At 74.5% G+C, this 17,539-nt stretch carries 14 protein-coding genes; 10 read left to right on the forward strand and 4 right to left on the reverse strand.

Annotation, left to right across the window (positions count from 1 at the left end; translation table 11 throughout):
- Positions 1 to 76: 76 nt before the first annotated feature.
- Positions 77 to 1,234 carry an acyl-CoA dehydrogenase family protein gene (locus ACFV4G_RS02645; RefSeq protein WP_380435728.1) on the reverse strand — a complete coding sequence of 386 codons (1,158 nt, stop codon included), beginning with the start codon at positions 1,232 to 1,234 and terminating at the stop codon, positions 77 to 79.
- A gap of 251 nt (positions 1,235 to 1,485) precedes the next feature.
- On the opposite strand from ACFV4G_RS02645, the gene ACFV4G_RS02650 reads away from it, so the two are divergent.
- The gene (locus ACFV4G_RS02650; protein ID WP_380435730.1) at positions 1,486 to 2,640 is read left to right on the forward strand and encodes a TetR/AcrR family transcriptional regulator; all 1,155 of its coding nucleotides are present in this window, start codon (positions 1,486 to 1,488) and stop codon (positions 2,638 to 2,640) included.
- Between the two features lie 127 nt (positions 2,641 to 2,767).
- On the opposite strand, the gene ACFV4G_RS02655 is transcribed toward ACFV4G_RS02650, so the two are convergent.
- Positions 2,768 to 3,091: a hypothetical protein gene (locus ACFV4G_RS02655; RefSeq protein WP_380435732.1), complete on the reverse strand. Its 324-nt coding sequence runs from the start codon at positions 3,089 to 3,091 to the stop codon at positions 2,768 to 2,770.
- A gap of 333 nt (positions 3,092 to 3,424) precedes the next feature.
- Here ACFV4G_RS02655 and ACFV4G_RS02660 point away from each other — a divergent pair, with 333 nt between their 5' ends.
- The 8 genes from ACFV4G_RS02660 (at position 3,425) to ACFV4G_RS02695 (ending at position 15,263) form a co-directional block, all read left to right on the forward strand.
- Positions 3,425 to 5,332: an ATP-binding protein gene (locus ACFV4G_RS02660; RefSeq protein ID WP_380435734.1), complete on the forward strand. Its 1,908-nt coding sequence runs from the start codon at positions 3,425 to 3,427 to the stop codon at positions 5,330 to 5,332.
- 88 nt (positions 5,333 to 5,420) lie between these two features.
- Entirely contained in the window at positions 5,421 to 7,778 is a 2,358-nt protein-coding gene (locus tag ACFV4G_RS02665; RefSeq protein ID WP_380435736.1) for a hypothetical protein, read from the forward strand.
- Positions 7,779 to 7,877: 99 nt separating this feature from the next.
- Positions 7,878 to 8,531, forward strand: coding sequence for a DedA family protein (locus tag ACFV4G_RS02670; protein ID WP_380435738.1), 654 nt, complete (start codon positions 7,878 to 7,880; stop codon positions 8,529 to 8,531).
- 119 nt (positions 8,532 to 8,650) lie between these two features.
- Positions 8,651 to 10,555, forward strand: coding sequence for a threonine/serine exporter ThrE family protein (locus ACFV4G_RS02675; protein WP_380435740.1), 1,905 nt, complete (start codon positions 8,651 to 8,653; stop codon positions 10,553 to 10,555).
- Between the two features lie 90 nt (positions 10,556 to 10,645).
- Entirely contained in the window at positions 10,646 to 11,743 is a 1,098-nt protein-coding gene (locus ACFV4G_RS02680; RefSeq protein WP_380435742.1) for a hypothetical protein, read from the forward strand.
- 283 nt (positions 11,744 to 12,026) lie between these two features.
- On the forward strand, positions 12,027 to 13,274 hold the full coding sequence (locus ACFV4G_RS02685) for a C40 family peptidase (RefSeq protein ID WP_380435744.1): 1,248 nt from the start codon (positions 12,027 to 12,029) through the stop codon (positions 13,272 to 13,274).
- 110 nt (positions 13,275 to 13,384) lie between these two features.
- Positions 13,385 to 13,894: a GNAT family N-acetyltransferase gene (locus ACFV4G_RS02690; protein ID WP_380435746.1), complete on the forward strand. Its 510-nt coding sequence runs from the start codon at positions 13,385 to 13,387 to the stop codon at positions 13,892 to 13,894.
- An 88-nt stretch (positions 13,895 to 13,982) separates the two neighbouring features.
- Entirely contained in the window at positions 13,983 to 15,263 is a 1,281-nt protein-coding gene (locus ACFV4G_RS02695; RefSeq protein WP_380435748.1) for a GNAT family N-acetyltransferase, read from the forward strand.
- 75 nt (positions 15,264 to 15,338) lie between these two features.
- Here the strand turns inward: ACFV4G_RS02695 and ACFV4G_RS02700 are convergent, their stop codons facing one another.
- Positions 15,339 to 16,166 carry a TetR family transcriptional regulator gene (locus ACFV4G_RS02700; RefSeq protein WP_380435750.1) on the reverse strand — a complete coding sequence of 276 codons (828 nt, stop codon included), beginning with the start codon at positions 16,164 to 16,166 and terminating at the stop codon, positions 15,339 to 15,341.
- Positions 16,167 to 16,348: 182 nt separating this feature from the next.
- On the opposite strand from ACFV4G_RS02700, the gene ACFV4G_RS02705 reads away from it, so the two are divergent.
- A complete protein-coding gene (locus ACFV4G_RS02705; RefSeq protein WP_380435752.1) occupies positions 16,349 to 16,912 on the forward strand; it encodes a GNAT family N-acetyltransferase in 564 nt (187 codons plus the stop codon).
- Here ACFV4G_RS02705 and ACFV4G_RS02710 read toward each other — a convergent pair.
- The gene (locus ACFV4G_RS02710) at positions 16,906 to 17,382 is read right to left on the reverse strand and encodes a macro domain-containing protein (protein ID WP_380435754.1); all 477 of its coding nucleotides are present in this window, start codon (positions 17,380 to 17,382) and stop codon (positions 16,906 to 16,908) included. The genes ACFV4G_RS02705 and ACFV4G_RS02710 overlap by 7 nt on opposite strands.
- Between the last annotated feature and the right edge of the window lie 157 nt (positions 17,383 to 17,539).

Here is a 17,539-nt window from a genome sequence, read left to right on the forward strand (position 1 = left end):
CCGCACCGGCGCCGGACGGGGTACGGCGGGCCGCCATGGGGGTGCGGCCCGCCGCAGTCGTGGATCCGCCGCCGGCCTACAGGCCGAGCGACTTGGCGATGATGCTGCGCATGACCTCGCTGGTGCCGCCGTAGATCCGGAAGACCCGGTTGTCGGTGTAGAGCCGGGCGATCGGGTACTCCAGGATGTAGCCGTAACCGCCGTGCAGCTGGAGGCACTTGTCGATGACGGTGGACGCCGACTCGGTGCAGAACAGCTTCGCGGCGGCCGCGTCGGCGACGGTCAGCTCGCCCTGCTGGTAGAGCTCCAGTGCGCGGTCCACCATCGACTGCTGCGCCACCACCTGGGCCTCGCAGTCCGCCAGGGTGAACTTGGTGTTCTGGAACTCGGCGACGGCCTTGCCGAACACCTTGCGGTCCTTGACGTACTGCACCGCGAACCGCACCGCCGCCGCGGCCGCCGCGTAGGCGCCGACCGCGATCGCGAGCCGCTCCTGCACGAGGTTGTGGGTCAGGTAGGCGAAGGCCCTGCCCTCCTCGCCGAGCAGGTTCTCCACCGGCACCTTGACGTCGCTGAACGCCAGCTCGGCGGTGTCCGACGTGCGCAGGCCGATCTTCTGCAGCTTGCGGCCGACGGTGTAGCCCTCGGAGTCCGTGTTCACGCAGAGGATGGAGAGCCCGGCCCGGCGGTTCTCCGGGTCGTACGGGGAGGTGCGGCAGATGACCAGGACGAGGTCGGCCAGCACGCCGCCGGTGATGAAGGTCTTGGCGCCGTTGAGGACGTAGTGGGTGCCGTCCTCGGACAGGCGCGCGTGGGTGGTGATGCCCGCGAGGTCGGAGCCGGCGCCGGGCTCGGTCATCGCGATCGCCGTCATGATGTCGCCCGAGACGAAGCCGGGCAGCCACCGCTGCTTCTGCTCCTCGGTGGCGTACTCCAGCAGGTACGGCAGCACGAGCCCGGTGTGCACCCCGGACGAGCCGAAGCTGACGCCCGCGCGGGCGACCTCCTCGGCGACCACCGCCTGGTACTTGAAACCGCTCTCGCCGGCGCCGCCGTACTCCTCCGGCACCTCGATGCCGTAGACGCCGAGCGCGCCGAGCTGCCGGTAGAAGTCGCGCGGGGGGTGGCCGTCGGCCTCCCAGCTCTCGTAGACCGGGACGACCTCGTTGGCGATGAAGTCCCGGATGGTCTCCCGGAAGGCCTCGTGGTCCTCGGTGAACACGGTGCGGCGCACGCGGGCGCTCCCTTCGGTGGTGCCGGTCGCGGCTGAAGGTGCAGCTGAAGGTGCCAGGTGTTGCCTGGTGATGGCCTCACAAGTTAATCCCCGGTAGCTTCGGCTGTCCAGGGTCGGCGCGGCGCCGGACGCCCGGTGGCCGTTGGGCGAGGGCCATGACAAGTGAATCCTTGCTAGCCTTCCCTCGGTGTTCCGGCCGGGCGCCGTGGCGACCGGGCAGGCAGCGGCGGGACTGCGGGAGGGGCGGCAGCATGGTGGTCCGACGGCCCCCGGGGCGGCGCGCCCAGATCCTCGCGGTGGCGGCCGACCGCTTCCACCGCAGCGGCTACCACCAGGTCTCGATGACCGAGGTCGCCGCCGGCGTCGGCATCACCGCGCCCGCCCTCTACCGGCACTTCCGCGGCAAGCCCGAACTCCTCGACCGCGCCGTCCGGCTCGGCCTGGACGCGCTCGCCGACGGGCTGCGCGCCGCCGGCTCCACCGCCGGTCTGGGCGCCGCACTGGCCGCCGTCGCCGTCGGGCACCGGCCGCTCGGCACCCTCGTGCAGCGCGACGCCCGGCTGCTGCCGCCGGCCCGGCGGGCGGCCCTGCGCCGCGAACTGCGGGCGGACGTGGCCGCCATGACCGCCGTCCTGCGCGCCGAGCGCCCGGAACTGCCGGAGCCGGACGTCGAGTTGCTCTGCTGGTCGGCACTCTCGGCCTGCGCCGGGCTCTCCTACCAGTCGGCGGCGCCGCAGCCCCGGCGGGCCGAGGCGGTGCTGCGCGAGGTGGTCGCGGCCGTCCTCGCGGTGACCTTCGACGGCGCCGGTTCCGGGAGCGGGGACGGCGCCGCGCCCGCCGCCGTCCCCGGGCGGCAGCCCCGGCGGGAGGAACTGCTCGCGGCGGCCGTCCGGCTGTTCCACGAGCGCGGCTTCGACAACGTCAGCACCGACCAGCTCGGCGCCGCCGTCGGCATCTCGGGCCCCAGCGTCTACCGGCACTTCGACAGCAAGGCGCAGCTGCTCGCCGCCTCGCTGGTCCGCAGCCGCGAGCGCCTGTGGCACGAGGTGGAGGGCGCGATCTCGGCCGCGGCCGGGCCGGAGGAGGCGCTGGCGGCCGGCCTGGCGGCGTACGTCGGCTTCGCGCGGTGCAACGGCGACTACCTGGGCGCGATGCTCAGCGAGACGGAACGGCTGGCCCCGCCGGACCGGCGCGTCGCGGTGGACTTCCGCCGGGACTTCCTGCGGACCTGGGTCGGCCTGCTGCGCCGGGTGCGGCCGGAGTACGACGCGGCTGAGGCCAGGATCCGCGTCCACGCGCTGTTCGCCCTGGTCAACGACGGGGTCCGGAACCGCCCGCACAGCGCCCGCCCGGACCTCGGCGACTGCCTCCTGCGGCTGGCCCGGGCCGTCCTCGGCGTGTCCTGAGCGCCGTCTCCCGAAGGGGCCGGACAAGGGGCCGGACAAGGGGCCGGGCCGGCCGCCCGCTCCGCGCTGGTGGGGCGGGCAGCCGGCCCGTGTGGGGCCAGGCTGCGCCGAGGGCAGTGGACGCGGCCTAGTAGAGGACGTGCGGGTAGTACACGCGGGTGTCGAGATTGCCGTTGCCCTGCAGGGCGCCGATGTTGCCGCCGTTGCCGGTCGCGGCGAGGCCGTTGTTCTGGTTGCTCGCACCCGAACCGGTGGCCGTCTGCTGGGTGCTGACCACGTTCCCGTGGACGTTGCCGATGATGTTGTTCGAGCCGGTGTTGCTCACGACGCTGCTGTTGGAGTGCTGGTCCGCGCCGGCGGCGTTGTCGGCGTGCGCGGTGGCGGCACCGACGCCGACGAGGAGGAAGGCACCGAGGGCGGTGACGGCGGCGGCTGCACGAATACGGGACACGCTGGTCTCCCTGAGCTGGACTTGCGAAATGTGGCGCGATCCGGAGTGGCCGCTCCGTGGCGCCGTTGCCTGACGTCGCGTGATCAGCATTCACCAGGGGAGCGGGCGAACTCCACCAAATGGGTGGCAATTCCCCCGATGGTGTCATCGTGCGGGCATTTCCGGTGGGTCGGCGGGCCCGTACATCTCCGGTCAAGTATTCCTGCGCGGTGGAGAGTTGGTGGAGGGGTCGAATGGGGTCGACAACACCCGCCGGTCAACACGGAGTTGACCAGGCACCGTCAGAGAGAAAGAAATGGTCGCCGGATAGTCGCACTGGCACACTGGGTTCCCATGTCTGAAGGTCTCCCGCCCGACCACGCCCCGGCCGAGGATCTGCGTACGACCGAGGTCGACCTCGGCGGCCTGGTGAACGTCCTCGCCACGCACCTCTACTCCACCCCGCTGGTCGCCCTGCGCGAACTCGTCCAGAACGCCCACGACTCGCACACCCGCCGCCTCCTGGAGGACCCGGACGGCGCCCACCGCCAGCTGATCCGGGTGCGCGGCGACGCCGTCCGCCGCACGGTCGCCGTCGAGGACACCGGAGCCGGCCTCACCGAGCCGGAGATCCACGCCTACCTCGCGACCGTCGGCACCGGCTACACCCGGATGCTGCGCGAACTCACCGGCGACCAGGACCTGATCGGCGCCTTCGGCCTCGGCTTCCTGTCCGCCTTCTCGGTGGCCGACGAGGTCGTCGTCACCACCACCTCCCACCGCGAACCCGGCCTCGGCCACCGCTACCGCAGCCGCGGCGGCCAGCAGTACCTCGTCGAACCGGTGCCCGCCCGGCCGCAGCCCGGCACGGTCGTCGAGCTGACGCTCAAGGCCGAACACGCCCACCTCGCCGACGAGGACGCCCTGCGCGAGGTGCTCTCCCGGTACTGCGTGCTGCTGCCGATCCCGGTCCTCGTCGGCGACGACGAGGAGCCCGTCAACGCCGTCGACGTGCCCTGGCGCCGCCCCTCCGCCGGGGATCCGCACGAGGCCCGGATGCGCTTCGCCGCCGCCTTCGGCCGCCGCTTCGAGCCGCTCACCGCCTTCCCGGTCGAGCCGGTCGACGGCGGCACCGACGCGATCGGCCTCCTGTGGGTCCAGGACGGCGGCACCTACGGCAGCAGCGACAACCGCGACCTCGCCGTCTACCTGCGCGGCATGCTGCTCGCCGACGACGCCCGCGACCTCCTGCCCGGCTGGGCCGGGTTCATCGGCGGCGTCGTCGAGTCCAGCCGCCTCACCCCCACCGCCAGCCGCGAGGACCTCCAGCGCGACGAGCACTACCGCGCGCTCCAGCGGACCCTCACCGACGCCATCGTCGACGGCCTGTACGAGACCGCCCGGCTGCGGCCCGCCGCCTGGCGCCGCATCCTCACCCGGCACGGCCAGGACCTCCTCGGCGCCGCGCTCTGCGACGACCGGCTGTTCACGCTGCTCGCCGACGACGTCCCGGTGCCCACCTCCCAGGGCGACCTGACCGCGGGCGCCCTGCGCGCCGCCGGAGGGGGCGCGGTGCACGTCGCGCTCGGCAGCGGCGGGGGCTTCGAGGAGATGCTCTACCGGGCGATGCGGGTGCCGATCGCCCGCGGCGAGCGGTACGCCGTCCTGCCGTTCCTGCGCCGCTACGCCCAGCTGCGCGGCTGCCGGCTGGTCGAGCTCGGCAGCGAGCAGGGCGACCGCTCGCTGTTCCGCGACCCGGAGCGCCCGCTGCCCGCCGAGGAGGCGGCCTGGCTGGCCGGCGCGCTGGCCGACCCGGGCGAGCAGCTGGTACCGGCCCGCTTCGACCCGCCCGGCCTGCCGCTGGTCCTGGTGCCGGACCGCGAGGCCGAGCTGAAGGCCCGGATCGAGGACGACCGGGCCGACGCCCGCATCCCGTCCGCCGCGCTGCGGCTCGCCCGGGCCTTCACCGCCCGCACCGACGGCGAGGTCCGGGCCCGGCTCTACCTCAACCTGTCCTGCCCGGCCGTGCGGGACCTGCTCGACGCGTACCGCTGCGGGCACACCGGCAGCGCCACCGCGGCCGCGCTGCTCCGCTCGCTCAAGGTGATCATGGCGGCGGCCGGGCCCACCGGCTCCTCCGGCGGCGACCTCACCGCCGCGCTCGCCGGCGTCGGCACCGCCGTCTCCGCCCTGACCGCCGCCGTCCCGGCCGGCCCGGCGGACATACCGGACAGCCCCGGAGCGCTGTCCGGCGACGCGTGACGGACCGGCCGGCCGACCGACCGCCGACCGGCCGGGTGTCAGTGGCGCCCGGCAGACTCTTCATCAGCACGACGCAGGGGGACGAGGCATGACGACCGACATCTGGGCCTGGGTGCACGAGACCCACCGGCAGCTGGCCGACGCGGGTCAGCACCGCCTGGCCGAGGCCATCTACGCGCTGCCCGGCCACGCCAACGAGGGCCGCAACGACGAGCTCGACGCCGTCTTCCCGGAGGCGCTGGCCGCCGCCCGGGCGCTCGGCCTGCCCTGGGTCGAGGTCTACCTGCGGCACTGGCGGATGCAGAACCTGCTGAACAAGCGCCACCACGGCGAGCGGGCCCTGCCCGAGGTGGTCGACCTGCTGGAGTTCGCCCACCGCGAGGAGACGGCCGGCTGCCCGCAGTCCGTCTGCGTGGTGCAGGACTTCGCGATCTGCCACGCCCGGGTGGACGGACCGGGCTACGCCTCCGAGCGGCTCGCCGTGCTCGGCGAGACGCTGGAGCGGATCGAGCCCGCCCGCTCCTGCTTCGACTGCCTCTCGCGCGAGTACTCCGACGCGCTGGAGGACGACGGCCGCGGCGAGGAGGCCCTGGCCCACCTCGACGCCGCCGGCGCCCGGATGCTGGCGGCCGGCCAGCGGCTCTCGCTGGAGTACCACCACTCCCGGGCCGGCACCCTGCTCCGGCTCGGCCGGTGCGAGGAGGTCCTCGGCCTGCTCGACACCGCCGAGCGCGCCGAGCGCACCGCCGGGCGCTCCCTGGGCGAGAACGACCGGCTCTGGGGCGCCCTGCTGCGGGCCCGCGCGCTCGCCACGCTCGGCCGCACCGACGAGGCCCTCGCGCTGCTGCCCGCCCGCGACGACGCCGAGCGCCACGCCGACCTGCGCGAGCACTGGACCAGGACGGTCGAGCTGCTGGCCGCCGCCGGCGCCTGGGAGAACGACGCCGAACTCGGGGCCGTCCTGGCCGGCTGGGTCGGCCACCTCGACGGCACCGGCGCCCACCGCCCGTGCGTCGACCTGCTCCTGGCGGCGGGTCGGCTCGCCGTCGCCCGCGGCGCCCGGACGGTGGCCCGCACGCTCGCCGCGACGGGCGAGCGCAAGCTCACCGATCTGCGCCGCACCGACGGCGTGGCCGCGCAGGTGGCCGGGCTGCGGGCCGCCGCCGAGGCGCTGCCGGAGCCCGAGCTGCCCGTCCCGCCGGGGGAGCTGACGGCACACCTCGCCGAGGCGGGCGTGCCCCACGAGACCGGCGCCGACCTGCTCTCCGTCGCCCTGGACCGGTACCGGGGTGAGCAGGCCGGCGCCACCGCCCTCGCGGCCGAACTGGCCGCCGTGCTCGGCCGGCTCGGCCACGCCCGGGCCGCCGCCGACCTGCTGTGGGAGCGGCTGGACGCCGACCCGGCCGACGCCGTCCTGCCCGGCCTGCTCGGCGCCGTACTGATCGACGCCGGGGACGGCGAGGGCGTGCGCCGCCTCGCCGACCGGCTGGCCGCGACCAGCCCGGCCGACGGGCACTGGGTGCGCGCCCGCTGGGCCGCCGCCGAGGCCCGCTGGGCCGAGGTGGTCGAGCACTGCGCGGCGATCCTGGCCGAGCACCCGGACCGGATCAACACCCGCCGCCTCGCCGCCGGCGCCGCCACCGAACTGGGCGACCACGCGACCGCGCAGCGGCTGTACGAGGAGCTCCTGGAGCACGCGCTGCCGGTCGAGGGCACTCCCGAGGAGGAGCTGCACCGCACGGTCCAGCAGCCCGACCTCTGGCACCTGATCACCGCGGCCACCGCCAACCGGGACTGGGCCGCCGTCCGCTCCACCGGCGCACTGCTCGGCATCGACTTCGACGAGCCCGAGGGCCCCGTGGAGGAGGAGTGGCAGCTGGTCACCGTCCGCACCACCCGGACCAACGGCTCCACCGCCGACCTCCCCGCCCTGCGCACCGGCCCGGCCACCGCCCGGGTCCTCCCGGTCCTCGGCGACGACCTGACGCTCAACCACGGCGACGTCGTCGTCTTCGCCCCGGCCCTGCTGGAGCCCCCGCCGGGGGACGAGGCCCCCGAGGCCGAGCGGGTGCGGTGGCGGCCGGCGTTCGAGATGCTGACGCTGCTCGACCCGGCCGGGTACACGACCTACTGGATCGACGGCGGCTGGCCCGGCGACGAGGCCTGGCACGCTCTGCGGGACGGCCTGGGCGAGGCCGGCTACGCGGTGTGGGCGTACAGCGGGGAGCAGTACAGCATCACCGACCCGGCCGAGGAGGACGGCATGCTGCCCGGCGTCTACGCGGCCCTCGGCGTGCCGCCGACGGCCTCCGCCGCCGAGGCCGACGCCCTGCTCCACCGCCTCACCGCCGCCTGGCCCCACCCCCTGGCCTGGCCCGCCCTGGCCGAGGCGGCGGGCGCCGACGTGGCCCACCACGAGGACATCGTCGAACGCTACGGCCTCTGACCGGCCCCCGAAGCCCCGGGGAACCTTCTCCGCCCGGATCGAGTCTTGGTCATTGCTTTACCATTTCATTGCCAAGACTCGATCCCCAGGAGAGCCCCCGTGACCAGCATCGCCCTCGGCCCGTCCTGGCTCGATCCGACCAGCCTGATCTCCGCCTTCGGCCTCATCGGCATCCTCGTCATCGTCTTCGCCGAGTCCGGCCTGCTGATCGGCTTCTTCCTGCCGGGCGACTCCCTGCTGTTCACCACCGGCCTGCTGGTGGCCGGCGGCACCTACCTGCACCAGCCGCTCTGGCTGGTCTGCGCCCTGATCGTGGCCGCCGCCGTCGCGGGGGACCAGGTCGGCTACCTGTTCGGCCGCAAGGTGGGGCCGGGCCTGTTCCGCCGCCCCGACTCCCGGCTGTTCAAGCAGGAGAACGTCGAGAAGGCCGCCGCCTTCTTCGACCGGCACGGCCCCAAGGCGATCGTGCTGGCCCGCTTCGTGCCCATCGTCCGCACCTTCACCCCGATCGTGGCCGGGGTGAGCAGGATGAACTACCGCACGTTCGTGGTCTTCAACGTGGTCGGCGGCGTGCTCTGGGGCGCCGGTGTCACCGTCCTCGGGTACTTCCTCGGCCGGATCCCCTTCGTCCGGGACAACATCGAGGCGATCCTGGTCGGGATCGTGCTGCTCTCGGTGATCCCGGTGGCGGTCGAACTGCTCCGGGCCCGCCGTTCCGGAGCGTCCGCCGGCACCGGCCACCGCGCCGGGTAGGAGCCTGCCGCGCAGGTCACCCGCCGCGACGTACATGTGCGTCCAGCTGTTCGATCAGGCAAGGTGTAACCGGAGATCGATCGGTGGCCCGGTGCCACCAGGGGTGGCGAGGAGCGGAAGTGCCGAAGCGGGGCCGACCGGGCGGGGGCAAGCGGGCGAGGGGAGGCCGGGCGGCCCGCCAGGCGCGGCGCACGCCGCCGGTCCAGCCGGTCCACCCCTCCGACGCGCCGCCCACCGAGGGCCTGCTCGGCCACCCGGCCCCGGTCGTCGAGCCGACCACCGTCGTGCCGCTCGTCCCGCCCGTCCCCGAGACCAGGGGCCTGCTGACCCCGGAGCCCGTGGCTCCGCAGCCGCAGCTCTCGCCGTCACTGGCCCTGCCCTCGCGGTCGTCCGCCGCCCGGCAGGAGGACGCGACCCCGGACGCCGGGTCGACCACCTCGACCACCTCGACCGCCTCGACCGCCTCGACCGCCTCCGCCCCGGCCGAAGCGCGCCCGCGCCGCCGCTCGGTCGCCGAGGACACCCTGACGCCCGAGGAGTGGCGGGCCGCCGGCTACACCCCGCCCACCGGCATCCCCGTCCCGGACCTGACCCCCGGCGCGCCCGGCGAGGCACCCTGGCCGGACCGGATGCGCACGCTCCTGCGCACCCCGATGTCCGAGCGCCCCGCCTTCGAGCGGACGGCCCGTGAGCTGCACCCTTCGGCGGCCCGGAACGTCCCCCGCATCCTCGACCTGACGCTGCGCATCGGCGAGCTGCTGCTGGCGAGCGGCGAGGCCGCCGAGGACGTCGAGGCGGCGATGCTCGGCATCGCGCACGCCTACCGGCTGGACCACTGCGAGCCGCAGGTGACCTTCACCCTGATCGGCATCTCGCACCAGCCCTCGCTGGTCGAGCCGCCGATCACCGCGGACCGCGTGGTGCGCCGCCGCACCTCCGACTACACCCGGCTGAACGCGGTGTACGAGCTGGTCGCGGACATCACGGCGGAGCAGGTGACGGTCAACGACGCCTACCGCCGGCTCGCCGAGATCCGGCGCAACCGGCACCCGTACCCGGCCTGGCTGCTCGCCCTGACCACCGGTCTGCTGGCCGGCGCGGCGACGTTCCTGGTCGGCGGGCGGGTCGACGACAAGGGGTGGCTGGTCTTCGCGAGCGCGTTCATCGCGGCCGTGCTCGGCGACCGGCTGGCCTCCGGGCTGGCCCGGCGCCGGCTGCCGGAGTTCTACCAGTTCGTCGCCGCGGCGATGCCGGCCGCCGCCTCCGGGATCATCCTGTCCTTCAACGACTGGGGCCTGCGCGGCTCGGTCGTGATCACCGGCGGCCTGTTCGCGCTGCTGCCCGGGCGGGCGCTGGTCGCCGCCGTCCAGGACGGCCTGACCGGCTTCTACATCACCGCCGCCGCCCGCCTCCTCGAAGTGATCTACCTGGTCGCGGGCATCGTGATCGGCGTGATGCTGATCCTCTACCTGGGCGTCGGCTTCGAGGCTCGGCTGCGGCCGGACGAGAGCCTGGTGGGGATCAGCTACCCGCCGGTCCAGATGGTGGCGGCGCTCGTGCTGACCCTCGCGTTCGCGATGCTGCTGCAGACCGACCGCCGCACCCTCGCCCTCGTGACGGTGAACAGCGGCATCGGCTGGGCGAGCTACGGCGTGCTGGTCTACAACGGCGGCGTCTCCCCGATAGTGGCCACCGGCGTCGCGGCCGGTCTGGTGGGCCTCTTCGGCCAGCTGATGGCGCGTTACCGCAGCGGCTCGGCGCTGCCGTACGTGACGGCGGCGATCGGCCCGCTGATGCCGGGTTCGGCGCTCTACCTCGGGATGCTGGCCTTCGCCCAGGGGCACTCCAGCGCCGGGCTGGTGTCGATCACCCGGGCCGCCGCGATCGCGATGGCGCTGGCCATCGGGGTCAACCTCGGTGGCGAGATCGCCCGGCTGTTCATGAAGTTGCCCGTCGGCGCCGAGCGTCCCTCGCTGTACCCGGTCGTGCCCCGCCGGGCCGCCAAGCGCACCCGGGGCTTCTGACCGGCCGTTGGACGGGGTGTTGGGCCGGAGTAGGGCTCCGGGCCACGTCACGGCGGGCAGGACGCAGGACCAGGAACGAAGGTAAGACCCATGACGACACTGCTGGACAGCTACCGCGAGCACATCGTCGCCGCGCACAAACAACCGCTGTTCCTGCTGCTGGTCGGGTTCATCACTTCCTTCGTGTTCATCCGGTTCAGCGTGCGGATGATCCGCGCCCAGGTCAGGTGGTGGCCCGGCAACGTCACGCCCGGCGGCCTGCACATCCACCACATGGTGTTCGGCCTGGGCTTCCTGCTGGTCGGAGGGATCGGGGTGTTCGCCACCTATGGCGGCCACCCGTGGATCGACGTGTTCGGGCTGCTCTTCGGCATCGGCTGCGGTCTGGTACTGGACGAGTTCGCGCTGATCCTGCACCTGGACGACGTGTACTGGGGGGAGCAGGGCCGCAAGTCGGTGGACGCGGTGATCTTCGGGATCCTGTTCACCGCCCTGCTGCTGGTCGGCTACGTGCCGCTCGGCGTGGTGCCCGGTCAGGAGACCAGGTGGGGGCTGATCACGGTGATCTCGGTCAACGCCCTGGCCTCGGTGATCACGCTGATCAAGGGCAAGCTGTGGACCGGCCTGCTCGGCATCATGGTCCCCGGCCTCTCCTGGATCGGCGCGATCCGGCTGGCCCGGCCGAGCAGCCCGTGGGCCCGCTGGCGGTACGCCACGCGCCCCCGCCGCCGGGCGCGGGCGCTCCGGCGCGAGCGACTCCTCCACCGGCGCGCGGACCGGGCCCGCACCTGGCTCTTCGACCTGATCGCCGGCGCGCCGGACAAGGTCCCCGCCAACCACCCCGCCGCCCACCGGGTGGCCGAGCGGATGGCCGCCCGGGCCACCGCCCACCTGGACGCCCACGCCGCCCGGGCGCTGGCCCGGCGGTCGGCGCGGCTCGCCGACCGCCGCTCGGCCGCCGCCCACGCCGGGGGCACCGGCGCCGCCGGGTCCGCCGCAGGCGCGCACGAGGGCCAGGCGTACGGCGCGTCCGGCGGCGGGGACGGGCGGGGCCGCGGCGCGCAGCAGCGCCGCCGGACGGTCCGGGCCGGGCGCAGCCGGACGTACGCGGTGCGGCCGACCGGGCTGGAGCCCCGGCCCGAGCGCCACTCCTACCTGCGGACACACACCCGCCGGATCCGCCGCTAGTCCGCGGCTGGAATCGGTCGCCGATCGGATCATCCGATGCTCACCCGGCCGGCGGTGCGTATTCCGTGTGTGAACGACGGCGGACTTGAGAACATGAGCAGTGAGTGACCGCTTCGTCACGCACTGGACACATCGCCGGGCCGTCCGCCCGGCCGCCTCCCGATCCTGCGCCGCCCGTCCGTCCGGCGGCGCGCCCGGCAGACGGTCCGTCCGACCGCGTGACCCGTCCGACCGCGACGCGTCCGACCCGGGACCCGTCCGGTCCGTGCGAAAGGGACGTCCCGTGGTGCGCAGGCTCCTGCCGACCCTCCTGCTCTCCCTCACCGCCGTGCTCGGGCTGCTGCCGGCCGCCCACGCCGCCCGGGCCGAGCCGGAGCCGTACCCCTCCGCCGAGGACGTCGACCGGGCCAGGGCCGAGGCCGACCGCACGGCCGCCTCGGCCGGGGCCATCGAGGCCGGGCTGGCCGCCGCCAGGGTCGAGCTCGACCGGGCCGGACGCGGCGCCGAGCAGGCCGTGGAGGCCTACAACGGCGCCCAGCTCGCGCTCACCCGGGCCCGCACCGAGGAGACCGCCGCCACGCAGCGGGCGGCCGCCGCCGAGACGGAGCGGGTCGCCGCCGTCGAGGACGCCGCCCAGCTCGCCGCCGAAACGTACCGGCAGGGCGCCGGCGCCGAACTGGCCGCGCTCAACGCCCTGCTCGGCGCGCGCGGCCCCCGCGAGCTCGGCGACCGCGCCACCGCGATCGGCGTCGCCAGCGAGCGCACCCGGCAGATCCTCGACGCCGCCACCGCCACGGCCGCCGCCGCGGGCCGCGCCTCCGACGCGGCCCGGACCGCCACCGAGGCCGCCGGGCGCGCCGCCGCCGAGGTCGGCGCCGCGCGCGGCCGGGCGGAGGAACGGCTGGCGGCGCAGCAGGGCGAGGTCCTCGCGATCGGCCGCCGCCGCGAGCAGCTGCTCGCCGACCTCGCCGCCGCCCGGCACACCACCGTCGAACTGGAACGGCAGCGGCACGAGGCCCTGGAGGCGATCGCCGCCCGCGAGGCCGAGGCCGCCGCCCGGGCCGCGGCCGAGAAGGCGGCGGCCGAACAGGCCGCAGCGGAGGCGGCTGCCGCTGCGGCTGCGGCCCAGGCGACCCCGGCGGCACCGCCCGCCCGGCCGTGGTCCGCCGAGGGCGCGGCGGCCGCCGTCGCCTTCGCCCGCTCCAAGATCGGCCTGCCGTACATCTGGGGCGGCGAGGGCCCGGCCGGCTACGACTGCTCGGGGCTGACGATGATGGCCTGGCGCGAGGGCGGCCGGGAGCTCAACCACTTCGCCGCCGACCAGTACGCCCAGAGCACCCCCGTCCGCTACCGCGACCTGCGACCCGGCGACCTCGTCTTCTGGACCGACACCGGCCGGGCCGCCGACATCCACCACGTCGGGCTCTACATCGGGGACGACCAGATGATCGAGGCCCCGCGCGTCGGCATGCCGGTCAAGCAGGCCAGCCTCTGGATCATGGGCACCCCCGACTTCTACGCCCGCCCGTAGGGGCTCAGGGAGCGGCAGGCCCAGGACGGAGCCGCCGACCGGCCGGTTCCGGCGGTCTTGTCGGTGGCCGCCGCTAGCGTGGGGTTCCGATCGTCGGCGAGGAGGCGTTGGTGCGGCTGCGGGATGTCGAAGAGGGCGATGCCGGGACGTACGTGCGGATGCGGTGCGACCCCGTGATGATGGCCGAGCTGGGCGGGCCGCTGCCGGAGGAGGCGGTGGCCGAGCGCCTGCGCAAGGACGTGCGGTTGGTCGCCGAGGACCGGTCGTGGATCAAGGCGATCGTCGTGCCGGACGGCGCCGGGGAGGTCATGGCCGGCGGGATCGCGCTCTGGTCGCACGAGGAGGACGGCGCCGCCCTCTCCGAGGTCGGCTGGATGGTGCTGCCCGAGTTCCAGGGCCGCGGGCTCGCCAAGGCGGCCGTCCGGGAGCTGCTGGACGCGGCGGCGCGGGACGGCCGCTGGGGCGAGGTGCACGCGTTCCCGGCCGTGACCAACGGGCCGTCCAACGGCATCTGCCGGGCGCTCGGGTTCCGGCTGCTCGGCGAGCGCGACGTCGACTTCGCGGACCGCGTGCTGCACTGCCGGCACTGGGCGGTGCGGCCGGGGGAGCACACCCGGTGAGCACGTCGGTGAGCACGGCGGGTCGTGTACGGATCGGGCACGAATAAATGAGATGCCGTCCATCCGGGCCCGGTCGTACCGTGGCCCCATGGGCAACACGACCGACGAAGGGGCCGTCGAGACGGTCAACGGGATTGAGATCCGCGCGATTTCCGAGGACGAGGTCGCCGCGTGGGACCGCGCGCTCGCCCTCGGCTTCCTGCGCTCGCACGTGGAGAGCGCCGCCGACTTCCGCCGCCTGCAGTGGCAGCCGGGGCGGGTGCTCGGCGGCTTCGACGAGGGCCGCTGCGTCGCCACCTTCCGCAGCTTCGACGTCGAGCTGACGGTCCCGGGCGGCGCGACCGTCCCGGCCGACGCCGTCACCGCCGTCACGGTCAGTGCCACCCACCGCCGGCGCGGCCTGCTCAGCGCCATGATGCGGCGGGACTTGACCGCCGCGCGCGGGCGCGGTTCCGCGGTCGCCGTGCTGATCGCCGCCGAGTACAACATCTACGGCCGCTACGGCTTCGGCCCGGCCACCCGGGGCCACGGCTGGAACGTCGACCTCAACCGCACCCGCGGCCTGCGCGAGGGCCTGCCCACCGTCCCGGGCGGGCGGATCGACTTCGTCACCATGGAGGAGATCCGCAAGACCGGGCCCGAGCTCCACGACCGCTGGCGGCTCACCCAGCCCGGCGCGCTCGCCCGCGACGAGCTGTGGTGGAAGCGCAACACCGGCGAGATCAAGGTGCCGGGCTTCGAGTTCAAGGAGCCGTTCGTCGCCGTCCACCGGGCGCCCGACGGCACCGTCACCGGTGCGGTGGCCTACCGGGTCGACGACACCTGGGACGGCAGCTACCCGAACTGCACGCTCACCGTGGTCGACTTCCTCGCCCTCGACCGGGCGACGGCGGCCGAGCTGTGGCGGTTCGTGCTCGCCGTCGACTGGGTGCGCAAGGTCGTCGTCGAGAACATCGGCCCGGACGACCCGCTGCCGCTGCTCCTCCAGGACCCGCGCGCCGCCACCCCGTACGTGGAGAACGCCGACTTCACCTGGCTGCGGGTGCTCGACGTCGAGGCGGCCTTCAACGCCCGCACGTACGGCGCACCCGGGCGCGTGGTGCTGGAGGTCGAGGACCGGCTCGGCTTCGCGGCCGGCCGCTGGGCGATCGAGGTCGCCGCCGACGGCACCGGACGCTGCACGCCGACCGACGACGCGGCCGATCTCGCCCTCGGCGCCTCCGAGTTGGGCGCGCTCTACCTGGGCGGCGAGACGCTCCCGCGGCTGGCCGCGGCCGGTCTCGTCACCGAGCTGCGCCCGGGCGCGGCCGCCGCGGCCGACCTGCTGCTGCGCACCCCGCTGCTGGCCTGGAACCCGGACAGCTTCTGAGCCCGGGCGATCCGGGTCCCGGCCCACCTGCGAGTGGGCCGGGTCCCGGCATTCCCAGGCGCCGTGTGCGGCGCCCTACTTGATGGCGGTCTTCCCGATGGTGGGCAGGATGAAGTCCTGGATGAGGCCCTTGGCATCGCGGACGATCGGCCGGAACACCCGGTAGCGCGAGAGGTTGATCACCCGGGCCGCCATGGGGGTGGAACGGCGGACGAACTCCCGGGTCCGCTCGGTCTCCTCGGTCCGGTCGAAGACCCAGTAGAGGACCACGACCATGAGGTGCAGCCAGAGCACGTCGGGCAGCAGCTCGACCAGCTCGGCGTCCAGCTTCGGCGCCAGGTCCGAGCCCTGCAGCACGTCGCGGAACAGTGCGACGGCGGTCGCCCGGGCCGGGTGCGACTCGTTGGAGAACGGGCTCAGCGAACTGGTCGGGTCGGCGGCCGTCCGGAAGAACTGCGCGGCGAACTCGTGGTACGGCGCGGCCGTGTCGAGCCAGGAGGCCAGCGCGATCTCCAGGCGCTCGGCGAAGTCGCGCGTATGGGCCATGCGGTTCCGGGCGTCGGCCGCATGGTCGTAGGTCATCCGGTCGTAGAACCCTTGAATCAGGAATTCCTTGGCCGCGAAGTAGTAATAAGCGTTTCCGACCGAGACTCCCGCCTCGGTGGCGATGGCCCGCATGGTGGTCTTCTCGTAGCCGCGCTCCTGGAAGAGGCGCATCGCGGTCTCCAGGATCAGCGCCCTGGTGGCCTCGCTCTTGTCCGTCTTCGGCTGGGCGCGGCTGCCCCGCGACTCGGCGGTTGGTGCGCCGGCCGCCGCGGGGGCCGCCGCCGTCTCCTCCGTGCCGTCGGGGACTCCTGCTCCGGTCGTCCCGTCCGGTTCGTTGCTCGCTTCCAGGTCTGCCACGCCACGAGCCTAGCCGGAGACCAGGTTCCAGCCGGTGTCGGTGCACGCGGCACCGGATGCCCCCTCCGCATCCGGTGCCGCCGCTCCGCCCCCGCTCATTTCGAACGCGTTCAAAAGCATGCTCGAACTGTAGCGGGCTGGATTGAACATGTTCAACTCCGCGAGTGTGGGAGGCTCGTCACATGATCGGTTCCGAGCAGACCACCATCCGGCGCGGTGGGGCGGACGACGCGGGTGCCGTCGCGGACCTCCACGCGCTCAGCTGGCGCACGGCGTACCGGGGGATCGTCCCCGCCGAGGCGCTCGGGGACGGGCTGGCCGCCCAGCGCCGCGAGCTGTGGGAACTGCGGCTGACCGTCGACTACGGCGGCCCGGACAACACGCCCGAGCTGCTGATCGCCGAACGGGCCGGTGAGGTCGTCGGGTTCGCCTACCTCGTGCCGCAGCCCGACGGCCGGGTGCTCCTGGACAACCTGCACGTCCGGCCCGGCAGTACCGGCGGCGGCATCGGCCGCGCCCTGCTGGCCGAGGCACGCGCACACGTCGCCGCACGGCACCCGGGGGCCGCGCTGTACCTGGAGGTGCTGCGGGACAACACCCGCGCGGTCGCCTTCTACGAGCGCGAGGGCGGCCGGCGGACGGCCGAGCAGGAGGGTGTGTTCCCGGGCGGCCACGTGCTGCCCGAGTACGAGTACACCTGGCCGGTCGAAGCGCACCGCGTGGACGGCTCCGAGGCCGCTCAGTAGTCGTACACCGTCACCGGCACCCCCCGCTCCGCGAGCCGGGCCCGCACCAGCGGCTCGACCCGCTCCCAGCGCCCGCCCGCCAGCCCGCAGCCGATCCTCGGCATGTGGACGGAGGCGCCCAGTCCGGCCGCCCGCTCGCCCAGGGCGGCCAGCGCGGTGTCGATGGCCTCGTAGCGCACCGGCACTCCGGTGGAGCGCCCGGTCCGGATGCCGCGCTGGCCGACCATGTTGGCCACCCAGACGTACGGCTCGACCTGCACCAACTGGAGTGCGCCCAGCCCGAAGTCGTTCTTCGCGCGCTCCCGGTGCCAGCGCCGGAACGCGGCCTCGGGCTCCGGCCAGCGTTTGGACAGGGCGAGGACGAACCCCTTCCCCCAGCCGCCGAGGTCGTTGCAGACGTGTGCGATCACCTTGACGCCCTTGGCCTGGGGCGCCGTGGCGTCGCCGCGGACGTACGTGATGGTCGACATGTCCGAACGCTAGGGCGTGTCTTTCGGCTCAGGCCAGGTGCCGCGACGCCAGGGCACGCGCCTCGCCGCGTTGTCGTCGGTCGCCGATGCTCCGCATGGACTCCCTCCTCCGCCTTGCGATGCACGCACCCTGACGCCGCGGCCCTCTGACCTGAGC

The organism is Kitasatospora sp. NPDC059747, assembly GCF_042732955.1.
Taxonomy (GTDB): domain Bacteria; phylum Actinomycetota; class Actinomycetes; order Streptomycetales; family Streptomycetaceae; genus Kitasatospora.

Coding starts and splice junctions, on each gene's coding strand:
- ACFV4G_RS02650 (WP_380435730.1), top strand. CDS start 1,486: ATGGTGGTCCGACGGCCCCCGGGGCGGCGCGCCCAGATCCTCGCGGTG.
- ACFV4G_RS02660 (WP_380435734.1), top strand. CDS start 3,425: ATGTCTGAAGGTCTCCCGCCCGACCACGCCCCGGCCGAGGATCTGCGT.
- ACFV4G_RS02665 (WP_380435736.1), top strand. CDS start 5,421: ATGACGACCGACATCTGGGCCTGGGTGCACGAGACCCACCGGCAGCTG.
- ACFV4G_RS02680 (WP_380435742.1), top strand. CDS start 10,646: ATGACGACACTGCTGGACAGCTACCGCGAGCACATCGTCGCCGCGCAC.
- ACFV4G_RS02695 (WP_380435748.1), top strand. CDS start 13,983: ATGGGCAACACGACCGACGAAGGGGCCGTCGAGACGGTCAACGGGATT.
- ACFV4G_RS02705 (WP_380435752.1), top strand. CDS start 16,349: ATGATCGGTTCCGAGCAGACCACCATCCGGCGCGGTGGGGCGGACGAC.
- ACFV4G_RS02710 (WP_380435754.1), bottom strand. CDS start 17,382: ATGTCGACCATCACGTACGTCCGCGGCGACGCCACGGCGCCCCAGGCC.